This is a genomic window from Parendozoicomonas sp. Alg238-R29 (assembly GCF_947331445.1).
GTDB lineage: Bacteria > Pseudomonadota > Gammaproteobacteria > Pseudomonadales > Endozoicomonadaceae > Sansalvadorimonas.
Genome location: NZ_CAMZOG010000067.1, coordinates 1 through 26,025 on the forward strand (window position 1 = coordinate 1; position 26,025 = coordinate 26,025).

The window sequence follows — 26,025 nt, forward strand, 5'->3', positions numbered from 1 at the left end:
TGGCGCGCTCAGGAGGATTCGAACCTCCGACCGCCTGGTTCGTAGCCAGGTACTCTATCCAGCTGAGCTATGAGCGCTGCATCACGGGTTGCGAACTATAGAGATCAGTGGTTTTGTAGTCAACTGCGCATATTCCGTACGACGCAGGTCGATTACTAATTGTCGATTTTCTGCAAGAAGCAGAAACTGGGCGATTAACTCTCCTTGCAGGAACAGAAATACATTATGCAGACTCTGTTTGAGAAGCTGTCCGGTTACCGCCACATCATCTGGGACTGGAATGGCACACTGGTAGACGACGCCCCACAGGTTGTTTTCATTGTGAATGAAATGCTCGAAGAACAAGGCCTCAACCAAATCACCCTGAACGAATATCGAGACAGCTTTTGTCATCCGGTGATCGACTTTTATTCTGGGCTGGGATTCGACTTTGAAAAACTTTCATTCGACGAGTTATGCATTCAGTTCAACAACAAATACGATAATCAGCGCCCACAGCTTACCCTTCATAATGATGCCCGTGAGATAGCCGGCAAAATAGCCGACGGAATATGGACCCAATCCATTCTCTCCGCCGCGCCAGAAAAAGCATTAATTGATAACGTAAAAGCCTTTGGTTTGGATAGTTTCTTTAACCATGTTTATGGGCTGGACAACCTTCATGCAGCCTCCAAAATTGAGCGAGGTCACGAGCTTATCCGGGCGGCAGGTATTCCCTCTCAGGATACTGTACTGATTGGTGATACCGATCACGACTTTGAAGTCGCTGAAGCATTAGGCATTGACCTGATTCTGATTGCCCGGGGCCACCAATCCTTCGAGCGACTGAGCAAGCTGCACCCTGAAACACTGCCCGGCCTGAAAGCCGCCTGAGCAGAAACAAAAACACCCCTACAATGAAAGCCTCACTCCTTTATAATTGCGGCTTTCTTTCTCTTTAGATATGAGTACGCCAAATGCCGGCAGCGAATGAACTAAAAAAAGGCCAAATCGTCGAAATTAACGGCCATTATTATCAGGTCAAAAACATTGAAGCCAAGAGTCCTTCTTCCAGAGGTGCTCAAACGCTTTACAAAATTCGCTTCAATCAGGTTCCCGGTGGCCGGAAGCTGGAAGGCTCCTACACCGGTAGCGACCAATTCCCGAGCGTAGATATGCAGCGCCGTGATGCGTCCTTTCTTTATAAGGACGGCGACTTCTATACCTTCATGGACAGTGAAAATTACACACAGTACAGCCTGGGCGAATCAGAACTGGAAGGATTGCTGGAATATCTATTGGACGGCATGGAAGGTTTATCCGTACTCATCGTTGACGATCAGCCTTTAGCCATTGAACTGCCGCAGTCTGTGATTATGACGGTTGTCGATACTACGCCAGTGATTAAAGGCGCAACAGCCGCAGCCCGTACAAAACCAGCACGTATGGCTACAGGTCTGGAAGTTCAGGTGCCGGAATATCTGGCCCCAGGGGAAAACATCAAGATCAATACCGAAACAGGCAAATTTATGTCTCGCGCCTGAGGGAAGTAAACATTGACAGACTCACAAAACCTAAATGATCTGGCGAAAGCCACCAGGAAGTTTAAACTCTGGCAGTTAACAGCTCTCGCCACAGCGATTGCCCAGCGCAGCTGGCCAAACTATGCGCTCTTTTCCAGCGTCACCGAGTTTGGAGATTCCTCTGAACTAAACCATTGCCTGAATATGCTCTGGGATCACGTAGCCGGCCAGCAATCTGCGAAAAATTTTGAACGACTTCTGGAGCGCTTGGAAGACCAGACCCCCGATGTCAGCCAGTTTGATATGTATGGTGTTTATCCGGCCTTGGATGCCATTGTTTCGTTAACAACGGCCGTTCACTGCTCCATGAATCCATCCCAGGATGACGCACTAAGCAACGCCCGCCTGTCACTGTCAACAATTGGTAGATTCCTTTCTCAGGTTGAAGTACCGGACCTGAAGGGTGTTGAGCTGAATCAATATATCGAGCAGCACCCTCTAACCCTTCAGCACTTAGATTTTATTGATGAAGCGGTCGCCACCCTGGCTCGAAGCAAACCAAACCAGGACATGAAAAAAAGCCTTCGCCTTCTTGCCACGAATGATGGCATCAGCGAGTTGGGCATCAGTCTGGAAGGCTAAGCCTTTCTCCTCCCAAGGCGCTTTTTCCCAAGGCGCCTCCAATATTTTTTCTCCATAGTCATTACACCTTCTGGCTTATTTGGTAATCGCCAGAAGGTGAAATACGTCATTAACTGCCTCTGCACGACGCCCATGCACACCTCAGCTTTTCCCTATACAATCCTTCCTGCCTGAAAGAAGTTCATAGGAGTTACAGGTGGACACTGCCGAATTCGAACAGTTAATGCTGACCATACTCATCCCTGGTCTTATTTTATTTATGGGATTTATTGTCTGGGATATCGCCCGCAAACATAACGCCGGAAAATTCGGTTCCTTTATATTGTTTGGCACACTTGGCTTCGGCGTTCTGGGTTTCGCCATTAAAAAGATTATCGCCATGAATTTGGGCATCGGGTGAGCACCTCACTACCCTGAACACACGACCTGACTGATGAAAAGTGTCAGTACTACTGAGCAAGCCGTTATGTGAGTTTTCCATCTTTGTAGGTCAATAGTAGGTCAATACTTCTTTATTATTGAGGTTTAACCCTATGGAAAACGCCCTAGCAACCATCTCACCACAAGCAGTCACATCACCTGCATCTTCGGCTCAAAGCCATGATATTGCTGATGACCAAATACTCTCCACGCCAAAACGGCCAGAAATGGTTGGCAGACTTGGCCCTAAAAGACTAACAATATGCAGTGGCAGCCAGAACTTATTACCCCGGTTTGATCAGACTACAGACGAAGACAACCATCGTAAGATGGATGAACATCTTGCTGAAATAACACGCTGGCAGCTTCATGAGAACACTTTCAATGACCGAATAGCCACAAAGCGCCCACCACTCAAAAGCATTCTCGGTAAGCAGAACCTTCAACTGGCAAGGCTCAGAAAAAGTCGTCTCAACTGGGAACATTCCATACCACTAACAGAGGCTCAGCGTGGAAAAGGGCTGGGAGACCGGCGATTTACCAAACGTTTGAGAGATCAATGCAGGTTAATCGCGTCGGAGCATATTCTGAGCCGCGGTCAGGAAAACAGAAAAATACCGGGCAATTCGAGCCGGGCACACACCATGAAACACAAGATTCACGCGCCCTTTCGAGATCGCTATATGACAAGAGCAATCAATCACAGTATTCCCGTTATGAGCGGCTCTCACACTGTAGCAGATATGGTTAAGATTCTTTGCCAGCACACCGAAAGAGACACATCCCCCGAAAGGTATATTGGTCACAGAGACACAACCACAACGTGTTTTGACAATCTGCTATCAAAGCTGCCAGACAGGCGAGAAGACTCTCCTGTGCAACAGATCTCAGACAGTCAATCAGAATAAAACCATTATTTAATTGTCATAACCGAGCCCGGTTCTGGTACCGTAAAATATCGGTTTCCGGGCTGCTGACGAAGAATGCGTTTTAATTCATCTGCCGCTGTTGTCTGACCATCGTCCGCCAGATCAAAGGTCCCAAAATGAATCGCCATTGCGGCCTTTGTTTGTAATTGATCATAGGCTTCAACCGCGTCTGCTGGCGACATGTGATTATCTTTCATAACCCATCGGGGTAGATAAGCACCAATTGGCAACAGGGCAAGATCAACAGACCCATAGCGGTTATAAATTTGTTTAAAGTGTGGCCCCAACCCAGTATCACCCGGGAAAAAAACCTGTTTCTCCCCTTTTATCAAAAACCCAAGCCAAAGGTTTTTGTTTATATCCAGTCGGTTACGAGTAGACCAATGCTGAGCGGGGGTTCCAGTGATCACAACTTTGTCATTTATTTGAACATTCTGCCACCAGTCAATCTCGGTAATATGTGTCAGCCCTTCCTCCCGCAGCAGCTCTGAATTTCCAAGCCCCACAATAAAATGAGGCTGAAACCGCGCCTCCAGCTCCCGTAGAGTTGGCAAATCCATATGGTCGTAGTGATTATGGGAAATCACCACCACATCAATAGGCGGAAGCTCATCCATTGACAGAGCCGGTGGGTGATAACGCCTCGGACCTGCAAATGAAACGGGGCTGGCACGCTCCGACCAGATGGGATCCGTCAAAATACTCAAACCATCCATCTGCACCAAAACAGTGGCATGATTGATAAATGTTGCCCGCACCCCCTGATTAACAACAGGAATAACATCCGGCTTAAGGACTGCTTTTTCAGCCCAAGAGCCAACAACCTCTCGATTAAAGCGCCACCGCATCAGATCGATCAGGCCTTTGTCTTTTGTTGGAATCTGGTTATCAAACCGGTTCCCATCAAAGTGATCAGTGGCCACCCCTTTGTAGGCGGCAATCCCTGTTTTCACGTTCATCAAAACAAGTAAAACCAGACACACCTTGATAAATTGACCGTGTCTTGTCTCCACAACTGGCACCCTCGCCTCTTATACTGCATAAATCACATATTATTTTTTTTGTAAAACTAGCTTACCGATGCTTAACAATAACAACCAGCCGAATAAAACGGCATTCCCCCACAACCTGTACCCGACCAAAGAAACATACCAACGCTTCGCTCGGTTTTGTTTGCCGGTAACCCTTATTGTGATCACAACTCTTGCTTTGATTCCCCCAGAACAGGTACCTCTGGCAACCCTTGGTGACAAAATACTTCATGTTGCGGCGTTTTTCACACTGGCAGGAATCATTGATGCGGCATGGCCAGATACACAGTGGAACTGGAAAAAAACAGTATGGCTAACCAGCTACGGGTTGGGACTTGAGATTGCGCAAAGCTTCCACCCACTTCGCACCTTCGCGCTGGATGACCTAATTGCAGATATCGTGGGACAAGGAGTTTATGTAGTTCTGGTTCCGGCACTCAAATATCTGCCAATTCTGCGACTGCGCTGGGATCAATAACGAATACCCAGGCGGCGGAAAAGGAAGCAGATGACCCAAAGAGGGCCAATCAACAGAAATTGAACATCCTTCAGGAATGAGGGTTTCTTCCCTTCAATATGATGCCCGATAAACTGGAAAACCCATGAGATCACAAAAATGCTCAGCGTTGTCCAGAGCAGAACACCTGACCCCATACGCTGTAATTCCAGAACACACCCGAGCATAATCACAACCATAACCATCATGGCCAGAGCCAGCTTCAAGGAAAGGCGGACATAAAAGAATAAAGCGAAACCCATAAAGGCAATAGCAAACAGAGGACTGAGATACCAGAACAGCCCTATGACACAGAATGTAATCAACGGTACGCAAAACCAGTGAATTAACTTGTTTGTCGGGTTTTGGTGGCTTTCCCCATATTCTTCCAGCCACTGATCAACTGTCTTCATTACATCTACCTACAAGAAAAAGTTGTTCCACTAGAACGCACACGATTATTATAGGGTTTTTATCTGCGCAAAATCTAAATGCCTTCCAAGAACTGTTTTTTTGATTCATCCCTAAAAGCCGAATTATTAAAGGCTGGACTTGTTGATTTTGATGCATTCTGGAATCTGGAGCGTGATTGGATTGAGCCTCCTAACCACAGACGAAAAGGCTGGAGCGGCGTTTCCCGCCTGGAATTACCAGACACTAACATCCCCCCTCTATTTGTAAAGAGACAGGAAAACCACAACACCCGAACCTTGTTACATCCACTATCCGGGGTTCCTACCTATCTTCGGGAAGTACAGAGCATAGTCGCTTTTCGGAAACACAATATCCCAACCCTAACGCCCGTCTACTATGGCGAAAGAATCGAAGACGGCAACCATCAGGCTATTCTGATTACTCAGGCACTCGACGATTATCAAGATATGTGGTCTTTGTGCCGGGCAGGCAATGAGCAGAAAACACTGCTGGCATTAAAAGAATTAGCCGAAGCCACATGGCTCATGCATAGCAAGGGCTTGGCGCACTATTGCCTCTATCCTAATCATGTCTTCGTTCGCTTTCATGAAAACAAGCCAGAGGTGCGCATGATAGACCTTGAGAAGGCTCGGCGAGATCCACTAAAAAGCAGAATGCGGCTGAAAGATCTGGATTGCTTCCTTCGACATGCTGGCGAGTTTGGACAAACAGCACGGCAGTTTTTTGTCGACAGCTATATGGCTGCTGGCCCTGTAGCACAGGAAAAAACTCTCAGGGCCAGGCTGGAGAAGAGAATTATTTATCAGCCTTAACTGAAAAGATAATGCTGTCTGGCTCTATGCGATAGCCTGCCCCCTTTACGGAGATAATGTCTGCGAGGGGGGAATCTTTAGTCACGGTAAACAACAACAAATTATCCAGCCGTTTAGCGACGATATCTGCCAGTGCTTCCAACACGAGCATTTGCACCAGATCCGACTTCACCGCAATATCCTTGCTGGATATTTTCACCTTATCCAGAAAGACAGCCTTTTCACCTTCACGGATGTTCAGTTCACTGGTCCCTTCCAGAACCAGCGACATAGGGCCGGATGAAAACTTACCAGCAAAATCCACATCCACTTCACCGGGCATAATCCAGTTCAGGGATTTGCGGCTGTCTCCAAAGTGAATTTCCGGCGTTTGCAGATAAAGATGCGCACGTGCTGTCGCGGGGAGATCAACTGTAACAATCTGAGGGTCGGGAAACCCTTCATTAACAATGGCCTGAAACTCATCCTGAGTTAACGAGAAATCACGGGAATCCGAGCAGGCTGACAGTACCAGCAATATAAAAACGGCAAAAAAACTTCGCCGGATATGACTCAGCATAGAAAACTCCCCCGTCTATTCTTAATTTTCACGAAGGAGTATATCGTGTTTAGGGACTGTTGTTTTCTTCTGGCAGACTTATCGGCAAGTGAATACTGATACGTAATCCAGGATTAGCATTCTCAGCCTGAATCGTCCCTTTATGGCCATCCACCGCCGCTTTGGCAATAGCCATACCCAGTCCGGTTCCACTATTGTCTCCGCCACGGGTTTCATCGACGCGATAAAACGGTTCAAACAGGTGACTGATGGCGTCATCAGGAACGCCAGGGCCAAAATCCCGAATATCAACAATCACTTCATCAGCCATACTGCGCATACGTAACTCAACCCGACCATCTTTGGGAGAGAAGCGAATAGCGTTTCGGACTATATTTTCAATAGCACTGATCAGCCACTCCCTGTCCCCATAGAACACACAGTGATCACAGCGCATAAGAACAACAGACTTTTCACAAACCGCAGCCTCGAAATCGGCATTATCTACCAGCTCACGTACCGCACGATCCAGGCTGAACGATTCACGAGACTTATCAGAAGCCGCTGTTATCATTCGAGACCACTGCAGAATTTGTCCAATCATGTCATTGAGACGACCAATATCCCGCTCCATGCGTTCATGTTCATTAACAGCCAGATCACCCGCCTTACTACGGGCCAGAACCAATGCCAGCTGCATGCGGGTGAGTGGTGAACGCAACTCGTGGGAGACATCCCTAAGCAGGCGCTGCTTCGTCTGATCCATCACCTCAAGCCGTTCAGCCATACCATTAAAATCACGACACAGCTCACCCACCTCATCTTTTCGATGGGTAAGGTATTCAGGAATACGGGCCTGCAGATTACCAACAGCCAGTTGCCGCACCCTGCGTTGCAAAATCCGCAGAGGGCTGATAACAGAAGCCACCAGCAGAAAACAGAGAAAAGCACTGGCTAGCAGCGCCATAACAATAAGTATCGGATGCGTGCTGACAATATAATACAGTCGACTCCAGAGCAGTACCTTGCTCTGCCAAAGCATCAGCAACTGCCATTCGCTGTCGCTTACAGAAATACGACAAGGGCCAACAACAACAAGATTAGAAATATTGGCCACTTCCGGCTGAGACTGCTTCAGCATATCTCTGGCAACCTTGAGCATTGGGTAATCTGGGTTTTGCCGGTAGCTGATCCAACTTCCTTCCGAGCTAACCAGGACAAGTGACACTTGATCTGGAAAACCTTCCCGACTCTCAACAGCGTCCAGTGCCTCGGTGACACTGTGCCCTGCTAACATATGCCGCCTGATCAGCCCAGCATTTTTGGCGAGGTCTGCATAAAGGGCTTCACGGGTTGGAGTGGAGTCTTTAGGAGCAACAGTAACTGAAGCAGTCACCAGAACAGCTCCCAGTAACAGCGCAGCCGCCAGCCAGAACCAAAGTAAGATTTTGCGATAAAACCCTTTCAGAAATTGCAGTTTATCTCGTGAGTCGCTCACGGTCCCTGTTTGTGCAGTTGTCATTATTCACCTGGTAAAACACAAAAACGGCGCGTCACTTGTTAAAGTGCACGCGCCAGCTTTGATCGGCAGCAATCTGTTCTCAACAAAACAAATCAGTCTGCTATGTAAAAATACCCGGAGCCCCGAACAGTTTTCAGACGTGGGCGCCCGTCGGGCTTGTTACCAATTTTGCGGCGCAAATTACTGACATGCATATCAATAGCGCGATCGTGAAGCATCAGACGACGGTTAAGGGCTACATGGGTCAGTTCATCACGGGTAACCAGCTCACCGGCTTTATCGATAAGAGTTTTCAGAACGATAAACTCTGTCGCGGTGATATCCAGCACTTCTTCACCCAGCATCACTTCATGATTGGCCAGATTCAGGGTCAGATTATCAATCTTCAGAACCTTGCGACGGCCACGATCACTATCTTCTGGCGAGCGAACCCGGCGCAGAATAGCCTTCATCCGGGCAACCAGCTCACGGTGGTTAAACGGCTTGGAAAGATAATCGTCAGCGCCAATTTCCAGCCCGACAATACGATCAACATCATCTCCCCGGGCAGTGAGCATTAACACCGGAACCTGAGAGCGTTGACGAATATTTCGGAGCACCTCAAAACCATTAAGCTTGGGCAGAGTCACATCAAGAAGAACCATGGAGAAGGTTCCACTCAAAGCGGCATCAACCCCTTCAACACCATCGTTTACGGCTGTGACCTGATATCCCTCGGTACGAAGGAATTCAACCAACAATTCACACAGTTCCAGGTCGTCATCTACAAGAAGGATATCGATCATGATGCAGGACACTTCACAACAAAAAGAGAAAGCAAAACCTGTAACAACTGCGTAAAACGTCAGCCATAAACAAGTATTAGAACGACTATGCCATCATTCTATGCAGCCATTCTTTTCAGTGTCTCTATTTTCTGTAAAGAATTGGTCAAGCGTAAGGAGTGTTGACCGAGGTCATCATTCGGGAGTCCACTACAACAAAAAATATGAAACCTGCCTTCATTATTTAGACATTCCTTACTGTATATACCCCTACTTAAGACAAATCGATACACATTCAGCACACTTTTGCGCATAGATCCGTTTATTATTTTCATCCCTGTACACAGAAGAATGTGAGATACGCTTCTAATCCAATTGACCAGAATCAGAGGCTAGGCATTTTCTCTTTTGTAACCTCGGACGCCTGCTAGACTTGCCTGATTGATTGCCGTAGCCTCATTTGAAACGCCTGTTGCCATAACCATCTGTTTCATCGGCGAAACCAGGTTCTGTTGACATAAGGAAATTATAAAAATTTCAACCTACCTCTGAGTCAGGGATACAACCCTATGACAGTCGGAGGCTTTGTGCTTTGATCAGTACCACCACCGGCATTACACGACAATTACCTAACGTTTAAAAATGCTCTCCCGGAAAGGGATACCTGTAGACATTGAGAACCGCTATGTGGAAATTGAAAACACTACCCCTGCAAACGGCTTCAGTGCTGTTTGGTCTGGTACTGCTGTCTGGCTGTTCGGACAACCAGCAATCCGCTCAGCAAAGGCAAATGCCAGCGCCTTCTGTTTCGGTGATATCCGTAAACGAAGAGCCTGTTGGTCAGTACAGTGAGTTTGTTGCCCGGACTGAAGCCAGCGAGGCTGTATCTCTCCGGGCTCGGGTAGAAGGTTTTATTGAGAAAAGAGGATTTATTGAAGGGGAAACCGTTCAAAAGGATCAACTGTTATTCCTGATCGATCAGGCACCTTTTAAAGCAACCCTGAGTCAGGCCAAAGCCAACCTCAGCAGCGCACAGGCCGAAGAAATACGGGCCAAAGCTGATCTTAAGCGTGGTAAAGAACTGTTTCCACAAGGTCATATTAGTAAGTCAGATCTGGATAAACTGATCAGCATGGAAGCCCAAGCCAAAGCCAATGTCGAAGCTGCCAAAGCTCAGCTGGAAACAGCTCGTATTAATCTGTCCTATACAGAGATTCGCGCACCATTTTCCGGTCGTGTAGGCAAGGCTACTTACAGTGTGGGCAATCTGGTAGGGCCAAGCAGCCCTGCACTGGCTGAGCTCATTAAGCTGGATCCAATGTATGTCAACTTCCAGATTAATGAAAAAGAGCTAATCAGCTACCAGCAGACCCACGGTCGTGATGGCGACACCAACAGCGAATTTGACCTGTCTCTGAAACTCCCTAACGGCAGTACTTACCCGGAACCAGGCACCTTTGATTTTGCTGATATTAAAGTGGATGAAACTACCGGTACCGTTAACCTGCGAGCCACCTTCCCAAACCCTGACAAACTCCTGCTGCCGGGTCTCTATGTGACTTTGATGGTAGACAGTACCAAGAAAGAAAACATGCCCCTCATTCCTCAGGCATCAGTTCAGGAAAACCAGCAAGGCCGATTTGTTCTGATAGTGAATCAGGAAAACAAAGTTGAAACCCGTATTATTCAAACAGGTCGTCGTATCGGCCCCATGTGGGTTGTAACATCTGGCCTCCAAGCCGGTGATAAAATTATTGTGGCAGGCCTTCAGAAAGTCAGACCCGGCGTGATTGTTAACCCAACCTTGAAAGTCATCAATACCACAACCGGAACCCTCAGTGCCCCCCAGCACGTAAAAGCCGGGGAAAAAACCTCTGATGTGAGCAGTGAGGCGCAATAATGCTGTTCAGTCACTTTTTTATAAAGCGACCCAAATTCGCTTTTGTTATATCGATCGTTATCACACTGGCCGGTTTACTTTCTCTGTTTACCCTGCCAGTGAATATGTATCCGGAAATTGCCCCTCCACAGGTGCAGATTACCGCTGTTTACCCAGGCGCCAGTGCCCAGGTTGTTGAAGAGTCGGTTATTCGCCCCATTGAGGAACAGGTAAACGGCGCTGAGGACATGATTTATATCGAGTCCACGGCCAGTAACAATGGTTCCGCAACAATAACGGTGACGTTCAAATCTGGTATTGATGATGACATTGCTCAGGTCAACGTCCAGAACCGGGTATCTCTTGCCGAGCCAAAACTACCGGAAGAAGTTCGCCGCCAGGGTATCAGTGTGCTCAAGCAGTCCTCCAATATGCTGCTCGGTATCAACCTGTACTCCCCCGATGGCACTTTCGACAACATGTTCCTGAGTAATTACGCCAGTAATTACCTTAGCGAGCCACTGACCCGGGTTCCCGGCGTCAGTAAAATGGAGGTCATGGGCGCGCAGACTTACAGTATGCGCATCTGGCTTGACCCCGATCGCATGCATGCCCTTAATATCACGGTTACTGATGTTCAAAGTACCCTGCAGGAACAGAACCTGATTGTTGCCGCTGGTAAACTTGGTGAGGGGCCAACCCTTCCAGATCAGCAGTTTGAGTACACTATCCAGAGTCAGGGGCGCCTGAAAACAGAAGCCGAGTTTGGTAATACCATTATTCGTGCTGACGCTGATGGATCGATTGTCCGTCTGCGGGATATCGCTAAAATTGAACTTGGTACGCAATCTTACTCTGGAGAAGCGCGACTTGATGGAGCTCCTACCGCTTTCCTGGTGGCTTATCAGCTGCCTTCTGCCAACGCCACACAGGTAGCGCAGAGTATTCGTGAAGAGGTTGAACGTCTTTCCCAGAGTTTCCCTCAGGGATTGGAATACTCCATTCTGTACGACACCACAGACTTCATCTCCCGCTCCATTGAGGAGGTAAGAACAACCCTGTTCCAGGCCATTGCTCTGGTTATTCTGGTGGTTTTCCTGTTCCTGCAGAACTTCCGGATGACCCTGATACCAACCTTGGCAATCCCGGTTTCCCTTGTGGGCACTTTCGCTATTATGAATGTGCTCGGGTACTCCATTAACACCATATCCCTGTTCGGCCTTGTACTGGCTATCGGGGTGGTGGTGGATGATGCCATCGTCGTTATCGAAAACGTTGAACGGCATATATCCGATGGTATGCATCCGGTGGAAGCAACCCGGGTTACCATGAAGGAAGTCACCGGGCCGGTTATCGCCACCACTCTGGTACTGCTGGCAGTATTTGTACCTGTTGGTTTTATGCCGGGTATCACCGGAACGCTGTATAAACAGTTCTCAGTCACTATATCTGTGGCTGTGGTTATTTCATCTATAAACGCTTTAACCCTCAGCCCGGCTCTCTGTGCAACATTGCTGAGAGCAGACAAGATGAAACATCTTGGTTTTATGCAACCGCTGGAACAGTTTATTAGCCGAATGACTGGTGGTTACAAGGCAGGTGTTGGCTGGATGCTGAAACGAGCAACCCGCATTGGTGTGCTGTTCCTCGTTATTCTAGCGGCCGCCGGTTACCTGTTGAAAGAACTGCCAACAGGTTTTGTGCCTAATGAAGACCAAGGCTTCCTGTTCATAAATCTGCAACTTCCTGACGCAGCTTCGATTAACCGTACCGATGATGTCATGGCCAAGATTTCCAATATGGTCAGACAAGATCCGGCCGTCCAGAACTACATCGGGGTTACAGGTTTTAGTCTTCTGGGTGGGGCTGGTTCCAATAACGGCCTGGGTATCGTTATTCTCAAAGACTGGGATGAACGCACAACCCCAGATATGCAGCCGACAGCTATCGTTGGCCGTTTGCAGGGAATGCTCTGGGCGTTGCAGGACGCGGAAGCTTTTGCTTTTGAAATGCCACCCATTCCCGGCCTTGGCTCAACCAGTGGTTTTGACTTCCGCCTGCAGGACACCATGGGTCGGGATTCCAAAGAGCTGGCTCAGGTACTCAATGGTTTGATTTATGAAGCCAATCAGCAGCCTGAGCTCAACCGGGTATTCAGTACCTTCCGGGCCAATGTTCCCCAACATTTCCTTGAAGTGGATCGGGACAAGATGAAATCTATGGGGGTTAACATTTCTGATGTTTACCTCACTCTACAGGCGCAGTTAGGCTCCCTGTATATCAATGATTTCACCCGCTTTGGTCGTATTTATCAGGTAATTATGCAGGCCGAAAACCTATACCGAAGCAAACCGGAAGATCTACAGAACTACTACGTACGCAATAGCGCCGGAGAAATGGTTCCGCTATCCACCATGGTTTCCATGAAGCCAATTCAAGGGCCGACATCCATTAACCGGTTCAATCTGTATCGTTCAGCCACTATTAATGGTGAAGCAGCTGCGGGTTACAGTACTGGCGATGCTATCCGGGTGATGACTGAGCTGGCAGATAACCTTCCCGATGGATACACCTTCGAATGGGCGGGCCAAACCCGGCAGGAGATTACAGCAGGCAGCCTTGCTCCTATCCTGTTTGCTCTGGCTATTGTGTTTGTTTACCTGTTCCTGGTGGCACAGTACGAAAGCTGGAATATTCCCTTCGCAGTTATCGCCTCGGTGCCGATTGCGGTCTTTGGTTCAGCGCTGGGCATGACCCTTACCCATATGGTGAACGACATTTATGCCCAGATAGGTATGGTGCTGTTGATAGGTATAGCTGCGAAAACATCTATCCTGATCGTGGAATTCGCTATGTCCAAGCGGGAGGAAGGACTGAGCATCATGGATGCTGCCCAGACAGCAGCTAGTCTGCGTTTCCGGGCTGTACTGATGACAGCACTGTCCTTTGTTCTGGGTATTCTGCCACTGGTTGTGGCGACTGGCCCTGGTGCCGCAAGTCGAGTATCACTGGGTATGACTGTACTCTGTGGTATGTTGGCGGCCACTATTATCGGCACCCTGATGACTCCAATTCTCTACCGGATTATTCAGGGAATGCGGGAGAAAGCCAAAGACGGACTGGAGCATATTCAGGAATAACGCTTGTAAAAACAATCTGCGTTGACAACAAAGAACCCAGCTCCAATGCTGGGTTCTGCCCATCTTTTACCCTGCCTCCCCCAATTACCCCTGCCAGAATATCCGGATATCACTCCACCCCGTATAGATGTGAAAACTTTTTTTCAAATCACCTAAACGATGAGAGAAAAAATCAAATTAAATCGCAAAAGCCCCAGCGATATCTGACAGCTTGCATATACTTGACCAGCGGTTCGGTATTTCCGTTGAGAGCTTTCACATGACCATCGCCAAACGTCTTTCAGAATTTCTTGAAGACAGTAAAATAAACTTCGACGTTGTTTCTCACCCTTATGCGGAAGGTGCTCTTGATACGGCCCATAGTGCCTGTATTCCTATACGGACAATGGCAAAAGCGGTTGTACTTGAAGATGATCGCGGGTTATTAATGGCGGTTATGCCATCCAATAACAAACTGATGCTCAACTGGCTGAATCGCAATCTGAACCGGCATCTGAAACTGGTTGAAGAAGATACCCTGCAGGCTCTGTTTACTGACTGTAAACCTGGTGCCATCCCAGCTATGGGCCAGCCATGGGGAATGATGACTGCCTGTGATAACAACCTTTCCTCGGTAACAGATATTTATTTGGAAGGCGGAAATCACCGGGAACTGGTTCACATGCACAGGGAACAGTACCAAAAACTCATGCAAGACCAGATTCACGACACTATCAGCTGTGCCCCTGAAGACCTGGACGCGTACAAGTGTTCAGCGACCAACTCAGACATTTAACAGGCAACTCTTGCCTAGCCCCGTCAATGGGAACAAGCTGCCAATAAGTAGGTGAAAAACACCAACAGATCAGAACTCCACATATTATGTACGACACATCCTCCCTAAGCGGAAAGTACTTTATTAATGGCAAGTGGTCAGATGCTATTTCAAAAGCCACTCTGTCTGTGTGTAACCCGGCTACCGGTGAAACTATTGGTCACGTAGCTCACTGTGGTCAGGAAGAAACACATTCAGCTATAGAGGCCGCTTCCAGAGCATTAAATGACTGGAGAAATAAAACAGCAAAAGAACGCTCTGCCCTCCTTCTCAAGCTCTATGATCTGATGATGGAAAATCAGGAATCTCTTGCCCGCCTGATGACCGCAGAACAAGGCAAGCCTCTTGCGGAATCCCGGGGAGAAATCGCTTACGCCGCAAGCTTTTTGCAATGGTTTGCTGAAGAGGCCAAGCGAATTTACGGCGATGTTATGCCTGCACCTAAAAGTGATCAGCGAATTGTTGTCACCCGGGAAGCCATCGGTGTTGTTGCCTGTATCACTCCCTGGAACTTTCCCAGTGCTATGCTAACTCGTAAAATCGGCCCGGCTCTTGCTGCTGGTTGCACAGTTGTCTGCAAACCTGCCAACGCAACACCTTTGTCTGCCTACGCTATTGCCGAACTGACACAACAGGCTGGCATTCCTGACGGTGTTATCAATATTGTCACGGGAAATACTGCAGAGATCGGAGCTGAGCTAACCTCTAACCCTAAAGTGCGCAAAGTCACTTTTACCGGCTCCACTCCAGTCGGCAAACAGCTGATAAAACAGTGTGCCGAAACCGTTAAACGCACATCTATGGAGTTAGGAGGTAATGCGCCTTTCATTGTGTTTGATGATGCAGACCTTGATGCCGCAATTGTCGGTGCCCTTGCTTCCAAATATCGCAATTCTGGCCAAACCTGTGTCTGCGCTAATCGCATAATGATACAAGACACTGTTTATGATGAGTTTGTCGAACGACTGACTAAATCAACAAAAGAACTTCAACTAGGTAATGGTCTTGATGAAGGCGTGACCATTGGCCCCCTTATTAATGAATCGGCAGCCCGGAATGTATTCAGCCTGATTGCAGATGCTGTCGCAAAAGGAGCAACTATCGTAACTGGTGGCCAACCTTCAGCCCTCGGAGGAAGTTTCGTTGAACCTACTGTTTTAACCGGCATAACTCCTGATATGAGAATCTATCGGGAGGAAATATTTGGTCCCGTTGCTCCGCTCATTCGCTTCTCGACTGTCGACGAAGCTATCGCCATAGCCAACGATACCGAGTTTGGGCTGGCCTGTTATTTTTACACCCGGGATATCGGTAGAGTCTGGAAAGTCAGCGAGCAGCTAGAATACGGTATTGTAGGCATCAATGAAGGCATTATCTCTACAGAAGTGGCACCATTTGGAGGAATGAAAGAATCTGGCAATGGCCGCGAAGGCTCCAAATACGGTATAGACGACTACGTTGAAATGAAATACCTGTGCATGGGCGGAATAAATTAGGGCCGAACGCTATACCGCTGCCGACAGTGCTCCCATTCCAAAACGGGCATAATCACGCAATGTGGCATGCAAACCACCGAGAGCAACCTCTACACCATTGTCGTCTGTAATCCAATAAGCGTCATGTTCCGTTCCGATTTTCTTCCAGATATTTTCCTCAAGCAGCTCGGTAATGGTTCTGCCGGTGGCACGCACCAGAATCATGGCCAGAACTGGTGGGTAGAAAAGCATCCATATTAAGAAAGTTTTCGACAATGTTCGGCTCTTTAAAAAGCGTTATTACGCTCCACAACCGTTGCAGGCGGGGTGCAAAAACAACCGCAAGAACCAAAATAAAAATCAGGGTTAACAACAGCATTGGGCGTTTTCCAGCCAGAGGACATAAACTGCCTTTTTATTTTGTGGCGTGTAGACACGGCGACAGAATACCCTTTCCGTATTCTGTCGTCAGGCAGAGCGTTGAGACATTTAAAAAATACCCACTCTCCCTGACAAATAACAGATACAACTTTACACTCTGAGGGCACAGAGCGTTTCAGAAACTGATCTCTCGCAAAATTTTGCGTTCTTGTACTGTGGTATATTCAGCCTGGGTCAAAAAGGAGGGCTGGATTTCAGGTACGCCAGCCAGAAAAAGTCATGCGTTTTCTGTATCGTCTGATAACCCCGATTGTTGCGTTACTGATCGCCCTGCTTTCAGCAATGGAAGGCAATTATATAATTGCCCTGTCGGCTTCAATTATTCTCGGGTTAATCTGTTACAACCTTATGGATGTGACCGACCCTGCACGTATCCCGTCTCCACCTCTCCCCGAGCTGATCGCTCAAGGACCCTGCCACGTTCATTTCAACAATATTGCTTACCCGGACTGGGTACAGACCGAAGACGGCTTCTACTATACCTACTACGGTGTTGATGTTTCCAACGAATATCCCAACAGAGTTGACAGTGATGGGCTGGTGTATCGTGGAGTGAGATATTTGGCTGCGGGCTCCTGTGAACCTAATCTGGCCTAACGAGTCATTTTCTTCACAAACACTACAACAAACAGCGCAAGACAAAAGTTACCGATAAAAGCTTCCAGTGACGCCAATGTTCGGGACGGCCCCATGGGCGTTATATCGCCATAGCCCAGCGTTGTGAAGGTCACCATGCTGAAATACAGGGAATCAAGCAAAGCATCTATGTTAGCGCTCAGGCTGCTGCTGGGTTCAAAGCGAATGATATTGCCTCCAGAAATCATGCCAGAAAGGAAATAAAACAACGCACACAATGTCACCAGCACTGTGGAAAAAGCAAACACCCTCAGGGGTTTTTCCCCATAACCGCAAAGCATGTCGACAATTTTCGACATCCACCTCTGCCAGGAACCCAGCGGATACTGATAACGACGGAATACCATTTCTTTATAAAAGAAGTACCCGGATTCATCGAACAGGCCGTGGGCTTCACAACTTTTTCTTACATTTCGGCACACCTCTTCAGCTTCACCGAACAGGATATGCTTTTGATCCGCTGTTCTTTTAATTTGCTTCTGTGACAGCTGCCTTTCCTGATAAAGCGTTCTACCCCATTCCACATGAGCCATACGGCAGTAATCAAGGCGAATACCCAGCATGTTGGCTTCCGACATGTTAGCGAAATTCAGCGTGGCCCCTGAAAGATCGGTTTTCAACAACCGAGCTCCATGAAGATTGGTGCGGAACAGGTGTGCATGGCGAAGGTTAGCGCGGTACAAATCAATATTGCTCATATCCGGACCACCACAACCTTCTCTGCCACCAAGGTCAATATTTTCCAGGTTGGCCCGTGCAAGGCGGAACCCGGCTAAAGATTTCCCCTCACGGGCCATTTTTTCCAGACGATCCTTGATATCATCGCCACTTTTGTCAGCATCAGGATCATGCCAAAAGCACACTGTTTTTTCTGGCAGGCAAAGTTCTTTGCAACCCTGATAAATACAGGTGTTCAGAAGTTTTTTAGAAGGCTTTTTGTCAGAAGGCTTTTTGTCAGAAGACTTTTTGTCAGAACCTTTTTCTGAGTGGGCGTCTGCGTCGGGTTGTTCAGCTGCATCCATGAGCCAAAAGTCCTGAATTGAATTTTATAGTTTAAAAAATTATAGGTGTTATTTTTCCTCAGGCACTGAACTACATATCCCTCCACTATACTCATGGCTACTCCTGTGATTAATTGCTTTCAGGAGAGCAGCCGCCATGACTATGTCACAGAACCTCAGCCGTTACCTGACTCAGAAAAAAGCCAGCTACGACACCATCGCCCACACCCGCAGCACCAGCGCCTTTCAAAGCGCAATTGCTTCACACATCCCTAGCAGAACCGTGGCTAAGGCCGTGGTACTGAAAGATCCCGTTGATAATTACCTGATGGCGGTTATCCCCGCTAACCGCCGTCTGCACATGAAAGTCATTGAGGATATTGTTGATACGCCTTTAAAGCTGGCTGAAGAAGATGAACTGATCAGCCGTTTCAGAGACTGCAAAACCGGAGCGATTCCGGCAATGGGAGAGGCCTTTAATATGGAGATGATCTGGGATGATCGTTTTCTCAGCTCGTCGGATGTGTATCTGGAGGCCGGTGATCACGAAACACTGGTGCATGTTTCCGGTGATACCTTCCGCAAGCTGGCCAGCAACGCCAGACACGACCAAATTAGCCGACCGGAAAGAAATGAAGAAATAGACGTTGATGCTTTTTAATACTGAGTCAGGGCGCTGACAACGCCCTGTTCTGTTCAGCTAAACCAAGCCGCGCCAGAAGCCAGTAAAACCATGACAAACAAGATCCAGCTCAATGTTTTCTGTGAAGCTGTTACCGCGAACTTTACGCTAAAATGCGCGCCCACAGAGCTCCCCAGTGCAAGGATTAATCCAGGAACCCAAAGTATCAGGTCATTCCAGATAAAGATTCCCAGAGCCACTGCCGTAAAGGCACCGGTGCAGAGGATCTTCAGGGCATTGGCTCTCACAAGATCATAACGCAGACTGCCAGCAAGAGCGGCCAGCAACATAAAACCAACACCAGCCTGTAAAAAACCGCCGTACACACCAGCAAGAAATAACCCGATTGCAGCCTGGGGATGAGAAGTAATGGTTCTGACATGTTCACCCGTCGGCCTCATAGTGGAGGGTTTCATTACCATCACCAAAGCAATGGCCACCATAGAGCCAAGGAGAACCGGCTTAAGAACGTCTACCGGTAACCAGGATGCCAGCACTGCCCCCACTGCAGAGCCAATAAGAGTTGGCACAACAATGCTGACCATAGCGCCAGTATCAAGCTTCTTTTCCTTATGGAAACCTTTCAGACCAGTAATGGACTGAAACATCACCCCAACCCGGTTAGTCGCGTTGGCGATATCCGCTGGCATACCTAGCAGCATCAGAGCAGGAAGGGTCAGCATAGAGCCGCCACCGGCAATTGTATTAATAAAGCCCGCAACCACTCCTGCCAGCAAAAGCGCAATACCATTAACCAGTGTCAGCTCATACATTCCCGGACATCCTTACTCAGGTGTTTATTCTATTTATTAACGCGCCGCCATACGGATAGAACCATCAAGACGAACAGTTTCTCCATTGAAGTAGTCATTCTCTGCCATGCAGACAACCAGATTGGCAAATTCGTCGGGGTGACCCAGGCGCTTGGGATATTCCACGCTATTGCTGAGAGATTCAATAGCCGCCTCGGGTAAGGATGCGGCCAATGGCGTCATAAATAATCCTGGTGCGATTGTATTCACCCGAATTCCATAGCGGGAAAATTCACGGGCAATCGGCAGAGTCATACCCACAATACCGGCTTTAGAAGCGGCATAAGCTGGCTGACCAATCTGACCATCATAAGCCGCAACCGAGGCTACGTTAATAATCACGCCACGGCCGTGGTCATCATTAAAGGGCTGGTTATGCTGCATTCTGGCAGAAGCCAATCGCAGAACATTGAATGTTCCGAACAGGTTGATATCAACAATTTTCTTAAAGTTATCTAAAGGCAGAGGATTGCCTTCACGGTCAATCACCTTGGCAGGAGGGCCGATACCGGCGCAGTTCACAACAATATGGAGTTCACCAAACGCCTCCATCGCCTGATCAAGGCCACTTTCAACAGAAGCTTCATCGGTTACGTTAACAACGGCATAGCGGGCATTGTCTGAACCCAGCTCTTCAACAGTAGCTTGTGCCATCTGTTCATTCAGATCGAAAATAACAACCCTGGCACCTTTAGCCACCAGTGCCCGGCATGCTGCCTGCCCAAGGCCTGACGCGCCTCCGGTGACAACGGCAACTTTATTTTGTAAATCCATATTCGACTCCCGCTCGTTGTTATTTTAAGAATCGCTATTCTAGAGGAAAAACAGGCATTGCCATTAACGCAAACGCTCACTGTAAGCTGCATAACTTATGTTTTCTGCAAACATGCATGGGCTTTGATAAACAGCAGGTCTTCAGCTCTTGTTTTCCTCAGTGGTTACCCCTATAGAGTTTTCTACATTCACACACAATGGCGTAAAAGTGACCGTGATGCTGTAAGAGTGTTTGGCTATGGGAATAAAAGAAGCAGAATACGACGCTCACCTTATTCGTATTACTGAAGGTGATCAGTTCGAACCAGAATTCGTAGAAGCCAATCCCAACTTCAAAACCCCTGTACTGATTGATCACAGCACGACAAAACCCACTCGCGTTTTTGAGTCCGGTTCTATTCTTCTTTATCTGGCGGAAAAATTTGGTGCCCTGTTACCAAAAGAACCTTCCAAGAAAGCGGAGTGCTTGTCCTGGCTGTTCTGGCAAATAGGCAGTGCACCTTACTTTGGCAGCGGTTTTGGTGTCTACTTCTCTATTGATACATAACAGCGCACTTCTGAGAAAAGCATCCCATAGTCCGGCACACAACACCTTCCGCTAACCGATTGAATCACAGCTATTCAAAGGTCAGTTCCTGAAAGATATTACCCAGCACTCTCTGGTCTTTTACCAAAACCATTACACTATCGACGATTATCACGTTCATGACTCTTCAGCCATTGCCTGCGCCCTTCACCCTGAGAGGTTTGAAACAGAAACAGGTCAACGAAGAGTCCTTTGCGAAGAGCAATACCGCGGCAAGATGCTTATGCATAAAAGAAATAAATTGAAGTATAGTTATAATCCATGGGCTGGGCGCCCGAATATTAACATTGCTGTAACCGGTCAGGTCGGTCAGGTCATAAGTTGGCTGAAACAGTCTTCATAGTTTCTAAACGATCTCTTGGTTGATCCCCCATAGCCCTTTGCTAGTCTGAATAGGATAGATATTCAGACTACCTGATATGGAGGCTCCACCAAAATGAAGGGGAACAGAGGTTTCACGCTTATAGAACTTATGATTGTTGTGGCAATTATTAGCGTCCTTGCTGCTATCGCTGTACCCGCATACCAAAGCTATACCCTTCGGGCAAAAATCTCGGAATCGGTCATCTTTCTCAAAGACATGAAGACTGACCTCTATGAGTCCTGGGCTACCAATGGTGCCTACCCTGCTGCCGTTCGGGATGTACCCAAAGATGCTTTTGTTGACTCCGACTCCGAATATATCGAGAACAAGCATTACAACTACAACGGATCAGCCTCTGACGGTGATAAAGTTTGGATAGCAGTGGCTCTGGAGGAAACACTTATTGATGCACCACATCGGGGCATGCGCTCTATTCATATGGGCGCCAAGGTTGTGGATGGAGAGCTGGTATTCTTTTGCGGCATCTGGGGAGGTTCATCATCGATTGATACCGGCGCATTACCGCCTGGCTGCGATACTATTAACGTTAATGCTGAGTTGAACGCCCTTTAAATTTCCAGGCTGATTAAATACTTGAACACCCACTGCTCCGATGGGGTTTTTCATACCCCTAAACTGTTAGCATCTTCAGGGTATTGGTTTCTCCAACAACTGCCAGAGTATCGCCCTTAGTCATCAAGATGTGGTCTCCCTCCGATAACAACCCCTGCTCTTTTAACAGCGCAGTAGCCGCCATATTCACCTCAGAACCATTGCTCATACTCGTGGGATCAAACAAAAAAGCTTCAACGCCTCGATACAAAGCTACCTTTCGGCGAGTGGCTTCTGAACGAGTTAAAGCGAAAATTGGTAGTGCAGAGTTAATGCGAGACATCCATAACGGCGTACTACCAGATTCCGTCAGGCAAACAATTGCTTTGACTTCATCCATATGATTAGCGGTATACATAGTGGCCATGGCAATGGCTTCATCGGTGCGGGTAAAGTTGCAATCAATACGATGCGTAGAAACCTGCGCCGCGGGTTGTTTTTCTGCTCCCAGGCAAATTCGGGTCATAGCTGTCACAACACTGTCTGGGTGATCACCCGTAGCTGTTTCTGCAGAAAGCATGACCGCATCCGTGCCATCAAGAACAGCGTTGGCAACATCAAACACTTCCGCCCGGGTTGGCAGGCTGCTGGTAATCATGGACTCCATCATCTGGGTTGCCGTAATCACAGGGCGGTTGTAGAGACGAGCCTGATGAATAATCTGCTTTTGCACTCCCACCAGCTCAGCATCGCCAATCTCTACCCCCAAATCACCACGGGCAACCATGACCGCATCCGATGCCAGAATAACTTCATCCAGGTGTGTAACAGAACGAACGACTTCCGCCCTTTCAATTTTTGCCACAATTGCGGATGTGCCACCCGCTTCAGAAAGCAACTTACGGGCCTGATCCAGATCCGCACCACACCGGGGAAATGAAACAGCGAGATAATCCATACCAATGTCTGCCGCCGTTTGAATATCAGCCAAATCTTTTTCTGTTAATGCTGGCGCAGACAGGCCTCCGCCCTGCCGGTTAATCCCTTTATTGTTAGAAAGCTGCCCACCATTGATAACCCGGCAAAAGATTCTGTCTCCATCAATACCTTCAATATTCAACGAAAGACGACCATCATCCAGCAGCAATATATCTCCCGGGTTGCAATCATCTGGTAATGCCCGGTAATCAAGCCCTACGCTTTCCTGGTCTCCAGAGCAGGAATCCAACCCGGCATCCAGCACAAACTCATCATCTGGATTAAGAATGACTGGGCCATCCTTGAAACGGCCTATACGAATCTTTGGCCCCTGCAAATCTCCAAGAATGGCAACAGCTTTGTCGTGACGTGTAGCAATTTCACGAACTTTGCTGGCTCGACGACGGTGATCGTCTGGCTCACCATGGGAAAAGTTCAGCCGGACAATATTGACCCCGGCCAGAATCAGTTTTTCCAGCGCATCATCGGAATCTGTTGCCGGGCCGAGGGTCGCCACAATTTTTGTGCGTTTTAAGGATTCCATTCCAATCACTCAATTCCAGATGGCTTTTATTGACTATAACTGTGTTTAACAACATCACAATGAAATCTACAACATCTTCGTTACAGTTCTGTTTGCCTGATCTGCACCTGAATATCCCGTGAAGTCTCATTGTCATAAAGCACTGTGATTGTTCCTGCCACCAAAGGGGTAAATCGAAAGACATTCAGGGCTTCAAAAGTTATATTTTTCCCCGGTGCGCTAACACTGACTATTCGATGAGGAATCTCGAGCTCTTCCGGTTCCAGAATCAAAGTGACTGGTTCACCTGCAAGTACATGAATAACGTCATCCTGCGTCTCAACAATTAAGGGCTCTTCACTATCAGATAACGATTGTGGATTTGTTCTTGTACGAAAAGTCCAGCTCACACTGTTCATAATGGCCACACTGGTTGTTTATCCGAGCATACTCACAGTGAGCTGCCGAAGCGGCCTCCAGCTATTGCTGAGGTTTATAAACAGGAAAATTATTTGCAGCACGAGCTCTATTCACCAACGCCAGACCAGAGTTCGCAACAACGACTGCAGATGACAACATACACTGAACACACAGCAACATTCCCGACACAAAAGACAACGATCTATACATACTCTGCCACACACCACTTCTACAACGATGCCCTTAGAAATTGGTGTGCCAGAAAAGGTTCCGGCAACGGTTTTTATGCAGGTTAAACAGTGGGTATTTTTTTTCGTATCTTTGGAAAGCCGGTGGCAATTGCCAGTAAAGCCACAACCGCCAGAATCCATACATAGTGAACTGCGCTAGCAATATCCAGAGGAGATACACCAGCAATAGAGCCAGCCAGAAGAATCTGTGCCCCCCAGGGAATAGTGCCTTGCACAACACAGGAAAAAATATCCAATAAACTGGCAGACCGGCGAGGATCAATATCAGCCTCCTCACTCAAATTCCTCGCTACTTCTCCGGAAGCCAGAATTGCCACAGTATTATTGGCCGTAAAGAGATTGCAGACAGAAACCAACATCGCAATGCCCAGTTCAGCGGAGCGCCCGGTCAGCTGTCCCCCATGGGAGAATATTTTACGAGCAACAGCTGTTAACCAGGTTTTACCACCGCCTTCTGTCATCATGCGACTTAAGCCACCAATAAACATTGAGAGCACCATAATCTCTATCATGCCCTCAAAACCGCGGTAGGCATCATCACCAGCAGTACTGAGGCTGTAATCACCAAGAACAATTCCAAGAGCTGTGGAAAACACAATGCCGCTCATCAACACAGCGAGCACATTAACACCACTAACAGCCAACCCGAGAACAACAATATAGGGCAGCACCAGCCAGGGGCTCTCAACATCGGAATGAACTGTTTCCCTGCCCTGCCCAAGAGATAACAGCAATGCAATCGTTATCAGCGCCGCTGGCAGGGCAATACGAAAATTAAACAGCAGTTTGTCCCGCATATCACAGCCCTGGGTGCGGGTTGCAGCGATAGTGGTGTCTGAAATCATCGACAGGTTATCACCGAACATAGCCCCCCCCACAACCGCGCCAACACAGAGGCTGACGCCAAGTTCGGTACTGTCTGCAATTCCAACAGCTACCGGAGCAATGGCCGCTACCGTGCCCATGGATGTTCCCATAGCTGTGGCTACAAATGCTGAAACCAGAAACAAGCCCGGCAAGAGAAAAGGTGCGGGAAGGAGTTTTAGCCCCATAGTTACTGTTGCATCAACGCCACCTATAGCACTGGTGACCTGACTGAAAGCACCAGCCAGAAGAAACACCATACACATTGTGGCGATATTGATATCGGCCACACCTTTCAGAAAGGGATGGATACGATCTTCCAGTGCACCTCTGGCCAACAACACGCCAACGACCATGGCAGGCAGTACTGCTACAGGAGCCTTTATCTGGTAAAAGGCATACTCCGTCCCCTGAAAATAGTGGTACAAGCCACCGCCGAAAAAGATCACGACGAAAACACAGAGGGGTAGCATGGCCAGACCATTGGCCGCAGGGGTGGAATTCATGCCTTGAGTGAACCGTTTTTATAAAGAATGCGATAGGAATAGATTAAGAGGAACATTGTAGGCGTCTCTCCCGGAAGCACCCGCCACTGCATTCAAATTAAGACATTCTTCAAACAATAGCTCAGAAGAGATGGAGCTAGCAGCCTGTCGGACTTAAAGCGTCAATCAAGATAGAATCGAACATCCAGTTGCAGTGGCGTCAAGCTCTATGAATAAATGGATATTCAAACCCGTTG

Annotated in this window: 27 protein-coding genes and 1 tRNA gene; 15 read left to right on the top strand and 13 right to left on the bottom strand. The window is 48.0% G+C overall.

Going from position 1 to position 26,025, the window contains the following annotated elements:
• A tRNA-Arg gene (locus QMA35_RS15515) sits at positions 1 to 77 on the bottom strand.
• Between the two features lie 148 nt (positions 78 to 225).
• Here QMA35_RS15515 and QMA35_RS15520 point away from each other — a divergent pair.
• From QMA35_RS15520 to QMA35_RS15540, 5 genes are all read left to right on the top strand, one after another.
• Positions 226 to 873, top strand: a complete 648-nt coding sequence (locus QMA35_RS15520) for an HAD hydrolase-like protein (RefSeq protein WP_281648068.1) — start codon at positions 226 to 228, stop codon at positions 871 to 873.
• An 83-nt stretch (positions 874 to 956) separates the two neighbouring features.
• Positions 957 to 1,523: an elongation factor P-like protein YeiP gene (yeiP, locus tag QMA35_RS15525; protein ID WP_281648069.1), complete on the top strand. Its 567-nt coding sequence runs from the start codon at positions 957 to 959 to the stop codon at positions 1,521 to 1,523.
• 12 nt (positions 1,524 to 1,535) lie between these two features.
• Complete coding sequence (locus QMA35_RS15530) at positions 1,536 to 2,144, top strand: YjaG family protein (protein ID WP_281648070.1); 609 nt, start codon at positions 1,536 to 1,538, stop codon at positions 2,142 to 2,144.
• Positions 2,145 to 2,340: 196 nt separating this feature from the next.
• Positions 2,341 to 2,544, top strand: coding sequence for a DUF2788 domain-containing protein (locus tag QMA35_RS15535; protein WP_281648071.1), 204 nt, complete (start codon positions 2,341 to 2,343; stop codon positions 2,542 to 2,544).
• Between the two features lie 133 nt (positions 2,545 to 2,677).
• Positions 2,678 to 3,472 (top strand): hypothetical protein, encoded by a 795-nt coding sequence (locus QMA35_RS15540; RefSeq protein WP_281648072.1) that lies wholly within the window; start codon positions 2,678 to 2,680, stop codon positions 3,470 to 3,472.
• Between the two features lie 5 nt (positions 3,473 to 3,477).
• Here the strand turns inward: QMA35_RS15540 and QMA35_RS15545 are convergent, their stop codons facing one another.
• Entirely contained in the window at positions 3,478 to 4,506 is a 1,029-nt protein-coding gene (locus tag QMA35_RS15545) for an MBL fold metallo-hydrolase (RefSeq protein WP_281648073.1), read from the bottom strand.
• A gap of 31 nt (positions 4,507 to 4,537) precedes the next feature.
• Between QMA35_RS15545 and QMA35_RS15550 the strand changes: the two genes are divergently transcribed.
• Positions 4,538 to 5,002, top strand: coding sequence for a VanZ family protein (locus QMA35_RS15550; RefSeq protein ID WP_348650954.1), 465 nt, complete (start codon positions 4,538 to 4,540; stop codon positions 5,000 to 5,002).
• On the opposite strand, the gene QMA35_RS15555 is transcribed toward QMA35_RS15550, so the two are convergent.
• Positions 4,996 to 5,433, bottom strand: a complete 438-nt coding sequence (locus tag QMA35_RS15555) for an Mpo1-like protein (protein WP_281648075.1) — start codon at positions 5,431 to 5,433, stop codon at positions 4,996 to 4,998. The two genes, QMA35_RS15550 and QMA35_RS15555, sit on opposite strands and share 7 nt — an antisense overlap.
• 78 nt (positions 5,434 to 5,511) lie before the next feature.
• On the opposite strand from QMA35_RS15555, the gene QMA35_RS15560 reads away from it, so the two are divergent.
• Positions 5,512 to 6,267, top strand: coding sequence for a lipopolysaccharide kinase InaA family protein (locus QMA35_RS15560; RefSeq protein WP_281648076.1), 756 nt, complete (start codon positions 5,512 to 5,514; stop codon positions 6,265 to 6,267).
• Here the strand turns inward: QMA35_RS15560 and QMA35_RS15565 are convergent.
• The 3 genes from QMA35_RS15565 to QMA35_RS15575 form a co-directional block, all read right to left on the bottom strand.
• Entirely contained in the window at positions 6,251 to 6,826 is a 576-nt protein-coding gene (locus QMA35_RS15565; RefSeq protein ID WP_281648077.1) for a hypothetical protein, read from the bottom strand. The genes QMA35_RS15560 and QMA35_RS15565 overlap by 17 nt on opposite strands.
• Before the next feature lie 49 nt (positions 6,827 to 6,875).
• Positions 6,876 to 8,327, bottom strand: a complete 1,452-nt coding sequence (locus tag QMA35_RS15570) for an ATP-binding protein (protein WP_281648078.1) — start codon at positions 8,325 to 8,327, stop codon at positions 6,876 to 6,878.
• A gap of 92 nt (positions 8,328 to 8,419) precedes the next feature.
• Positions 8,420 to 9,112 (bottom strand): response regulator, encoded by a 693-nt coding sequence (locus QMA35_RS15575; protein ID WP_281648079.1) that lies wholly within the window; start codon positions 9,110 to 9,112, stop codon positions 8,420 to 8,422.
• Positions 9,113 to 9,776: 664 nt separating this feature from the next.
• Here QMA35_RS15575 and QMA35_RS15580 point away from each other — a divergent pair.
• The 4 genes from QMA35_RS15580 to QMA35_RS15595 all read left to right on the top strand — a co-directional run bounded on the left by QMA35_RS15580 (position 9,777) and on the right by QMA35_RS15595 (position 16,420).
• Positions 9,777 to 10,991, top strand: a complete 1,215-nt coding sequence (locus tag QMA35_RS15580) for an efflux RND transporter periplasmic adaptor subunit (protein ID WP_281648080.1) — start codon at positions 9,777 to 9,779, stop codon at positions 10,989 to 10,991.
• Positions 10,991 to 14,110 carry a multidrug efflux RND transporter permease subunit gene (locus tag QMA35_RS15585; RefSeq protein ID WP_281648081.1) on the top strand — a complete coding sequence of 1,040 codons (3,120 nt, stop codon included), beginning with the start codon at positions 10,991 to 10,993 and terminating at the stop codon, positions 14,108 to 14,110. The genes QMA35_RS15580 and QMA35_RS15585 overlap by 1 nt, the downstream gene beginning before the upstream one ends.
• Positions 14,111 to 14,369: 259 nt before the next feature.
• Positions 14,370 to 14,885, top strand: a complete 516-nt coding sequence (locus tag QMA35_RS15590) for a YbaK/EbsC family protein (RefSeq protein WP_281648082.1) — start codon at positions 14,370 to 14,372, stop codon at positions 14,883 to 14,885.
• Positions 14,886 to 14,971: 86 nt separating this feature from the next.
• Positions 14,972 to 16,420, top strand: a complete 1,449-nt coding sequence (locus QMA35_RS15595; protein ID WP_281648083.1) for an NAD-dependent succinate-semialdehyde dehydrogenase — start codon at positions 14,972 to 14,974, stop codon at positions 16,418 to 16,420.
• A gap of 9 nt (positions 16,421 to 16,429) precedes the next feature.
• Here the strand turns inward: QMA35_RS15595 and QMA35_RS15600 are convergent, their stop codons facing one another.
• A complete protein-coding gene (locus QMA35_RS15600) occupies positions 16,430 to 16,675 on the bottom strand; it encodes a serine hydrolase (RefSeq protein WP_281648084.1) in 246 nt (81 codons plus the stop codon).
• A gap of 384 nt (positions 16,676 to 17,059) precedes the next feature.
• Here QMA35_RS15600 and QMA35_RS15605 point away from each other — a divergent pair, with 384 nt between their 5' ends.
• A complete protein-coding gene (locus QMA35_RS15605) occupies positions 17,060 to 17,437 on the top strand; it encodes a hypothetical protein (protein WP_281648085.1) in 378 nt (125 codons plus the stop codon).
• Here the strand turns inward: QMA35_RS15605 and QMA35_RS15610 are convergent.
• Positions 17,434 to 18,498, bottom strand: a complete 1,065-nt coding sequence (locus tag QMA35_RS15610; protein ID WP_281648086.1) for an ion channel — start codon at positions 18,496 to 18,498, stop codon at positions 17,434 to 17,436. The genes QMA35_RS15605 and QMA35_RS15610 overlap by 4 nt on opposite strands.
• A 136-nt stretch (positions 18,499 to 18,634) precedes the next feature.
• Here QMA35_RS15610 and QMA35_RS15615 point away from each other — a divergent pair, with 136 nt between their 5' ends.
• Positions 18,635 to 19,138, top strand: a complete 504-nt coding sequence (locus QMA35_RS15615; protein WP_281648087.1) for a YbaK/EbsC family protein — start codon at positions 18,635 to 18,637, stop codon at positions 19,136 to 19,138.
• 35 nt (positions 19,139 to 19,173) lie between these two features.
• Here QMA35_RS15615 and QMA35_RS15620 read toward each other — a convergent pair whose 3' ends face one another.
• Positions 19,174 to 19,932: a sulfite exporter TauE/SafE family protein gene (locus tag QMA35_RS15620; RefSeq protein WP_281648088.1), complete on the bottom strand. Its 759-nt coding sequence runs from the start codon at positions 19,930 to 19,932 to the stop codon at positions 19,174 to 19,176.
• 36 nt (positions 19,933 to 19,968) lie between these two features.
• Positions 19,969 to 20,745, bottom strand: a complete 777-nt coding sequence (locus QMA35_RS15625) for an SDR family NAD(P)-dependent oxidoreductase (protein ID WP_281648089.1) — start codon at positions 20,743 to 20,745, stop codon at positions 19,969 to 19,971.
• Between the two features lie 238 nt (positions 20,746 to 20,983).
• Between QMA35_RS15625 and QMA35_RS15630 the strand changes: the two genes are divergently transcribed.
• Both QMA35_RS15630 and QMA35_RS15635 read left to right on the top strand, forming a co-directional pair.
• Positions 20,984 to 21,292, top strand: coding sequence for a hypothetical protein (locus QMA35_RS15630; protein ID WP_348650953.1), 309 nt, complete (start codon positions 20,984 to 20,986; stop codon positions 21,290 to 21,292).
• Between the two features lie 475 nt (positions 21,293 to 21,767).
• Complete coding sequence (locus QMA35_RS15635; RefSeq protein WP_281648090.1) at positions 21,768 to 22,268, top strand: prepilin-type N-terminal cleavage/methylation domain-containing protein; 501 nt, start codon at positions 21,768 to 21,770, stop codon at positions 22,266 to 22,268.
• Between the two features lie 58 nt (positions 22,269 to 22,326).
• Here QMA35_RS15635 and pyk read toward each other — a convergent pair whose 3' ends face one another.
• The 3 genes from pyk to QMA35_RS15650 all read right to left on the bottom strand — a co-directional run bounded on the left by pyk (position 22,327) and on the right by QMA35_RS15650 (position 25,789).
• The gene (gene pyk / locus QMA35_RS15640) at positions 22,327 to 23,769 is read right to left on the bottom strand and encodes a pyruvate kinase (RefSeq protein WP_281648091.1); all 1,443 of its coding nucleotides are present in this window, start codon (positions 23,767 to 23,769) and stop codon (positions 22,327 to 22,329) included.
• An 80-nt stretch (positions 23,770 to 23,849) separates the two neighbouring features.
• Positions 23,850 to 24,167, bottom strand: coding sequence for a hypothetical protein (locus QMA35_RS15645; protein ID WP_281648092.1), 318 nt, complete (start codon positions 24,165 to 24,167; stop codon positions 23,850 to 23,852).
• A gap of 293 nt (positions 24,168 to 24,460) precedes the next feature.
• Complete coding sequence (locus QMA35_RS15650; RefSeq protein ID WP_281648093.1) at positions 24,461 to 25,789, bottom strand: Na+/H+ antiporter NhaC family protein; 1,329 nt, start codon at positions 25,787 to 25,789, stop codon at positions 24,461 to 24,463.
• Between the last annotated feature and the right edge of the window lie 236 nt (positions 25,790 to 26,025).

Coding starts and splice junctions, on each gene's coding strand:
- QMA35_RS15520 (WP_281648068.1), top strand. CDS start 226: ATGCAGACTCTGTTTGAGAAGCTGTCCGGTTACCGCCACATCATCTGG.
- yeiP (WP_281648069.1), top strand. CDS start 957: ATGCCGGCAGCGAATGAACTAAAAAAAGGCCAAATCGTCGAAATTAAC.
- QMA35_RS15540 (WP_281648072.1), top strand. CDS start 2,678: ATGGAAAACGCCCTAGCAACCATCTCACCACAAGCAGTCACATCACCT.
- QMA35_RS15555 (WP_281648075.1), bottom strand. CDS start 5,433: ATGAAGACAGTTGATCAGTGGCTGGAAGAATATGGGGAAAGCCACCAA.
- QMA35_RS15560 (WP_281648076.1), top strand. CDS start 5,512: ATGCCTTCCAAGAACTGTTTTTTTGATTCATCCCTAAAAGCCGAATTA.
- QMA35_RS15565 (WP_281648077.1), bottom strand. CDS start 6,826: ATGCTGAGTCATATCCGGCGAAGTTTTTTTGCCGTTTTTATATTGCTG.
- QMA35_RS15570 (WP_281648078.1), bottom strand. CDS start 8,327: ATGACAACTGCACAAACAGGGACCGTGAGCGACTCACGAGATAAACTG.
- QMA35_RS15575 (WP_281648079.1), bottom strand. CDS start 9,112: ATGATCGATATCCTTCTTGTAGATGACGACCTGGAACTGTGTGAATTG.
- QMA35_RS15580 (WP_281648080.1), top strand. CDS start 9,777: ATGTGGAAATTGAAAACACTACCCCTGCAAACGGCTTCAGTGCTGTTT.
- QMA35_RS15585 (WP_281648081.1), top strand. CDS start 10,991: ATGCTGTTCAGTCACTTTTTTATAAAGCGACCCAAATTCGCTTTTGTT.
- QMA35_RS15590 (WP_281648082.1), top strand. CDS start 14,370: ATGACCATCGCCAAACGTCTTTCAGAATTTCTTGAAGACAGTAAAATA.
- QMA35_RS15595 (WP_281648083.1), top strand. CDS start 14,972: ATGTACGACACATCCTCCCTAAGCGGAAAGTACTTTATTAATGGCAAG.
- QMA35_RS15605 (WP_281648085.1), top strand. CDS start 17,060: ATGCGTTTTCTGTATCGTCTGATAACCCCGATTGTTGCGTTACTGATC.
- QMA35_RS15610 (WP_281648086.1), bottom strand. CDS start 18,498: ATGGATGCAGCTGAACAACCCGACGCAGACGCCCACTCAGAAAAAGGT.
- QMA35_RS15615 (WP_281648087.1), top strand. CDS start 18,635: ATGACTATGTCACAGAACCTCAGCCGTTACCTGACTCAGAAAAAAGCC.
- QMA35_RS15620 (WP_281648088.1), bottom strand. CDS start 19,932: ATGTATGAGCTGACACTGGTTAATGGTATTGCGCTTTTGCTGGCAGGA.
- QMA35_RS15625 (WP_281648089.1), bottom strand. CDS start 20,745: ATGGATTTACAAAATAAAGTTGCCGTTGTCACCGGAGGCGCGTCAGGC.
- QMA35_RS15630 (WP_348650953.1), top strand. CDS start 20,984: ATGGGAATAAAAGAAGCAGAATACGACGCTCACCTTATTCGTATTACT.
- QMA35_RS15635 (WP_281648090.1), top strand. CDS start 21,768: ATGAAGGGGAACAGAGGTTTCACGCTTATAGAACTTATGATTGTTGTG.
- pyk (WP_281648091.1), bottom strand. CDS start 23,769: ATGGAATCCTTAAAACGCACAAAAATTGTGGCGACCCTCGGCCCGGCA.
- QMA35_RS15645 (WP_281648092.1), bottom strand. CDS start 24,167: ATGAACAGTGTGAGCTGGACTTTTCGTACAAGAACAAATCCACAATCG.
- QMA35_RS15650 (WP_281648093.1), bottom strand. CDS start 25,789: ATGAATTCCACCCCTGCGGCCAATGGTCTGGCCATGCTACCCCTCTGT.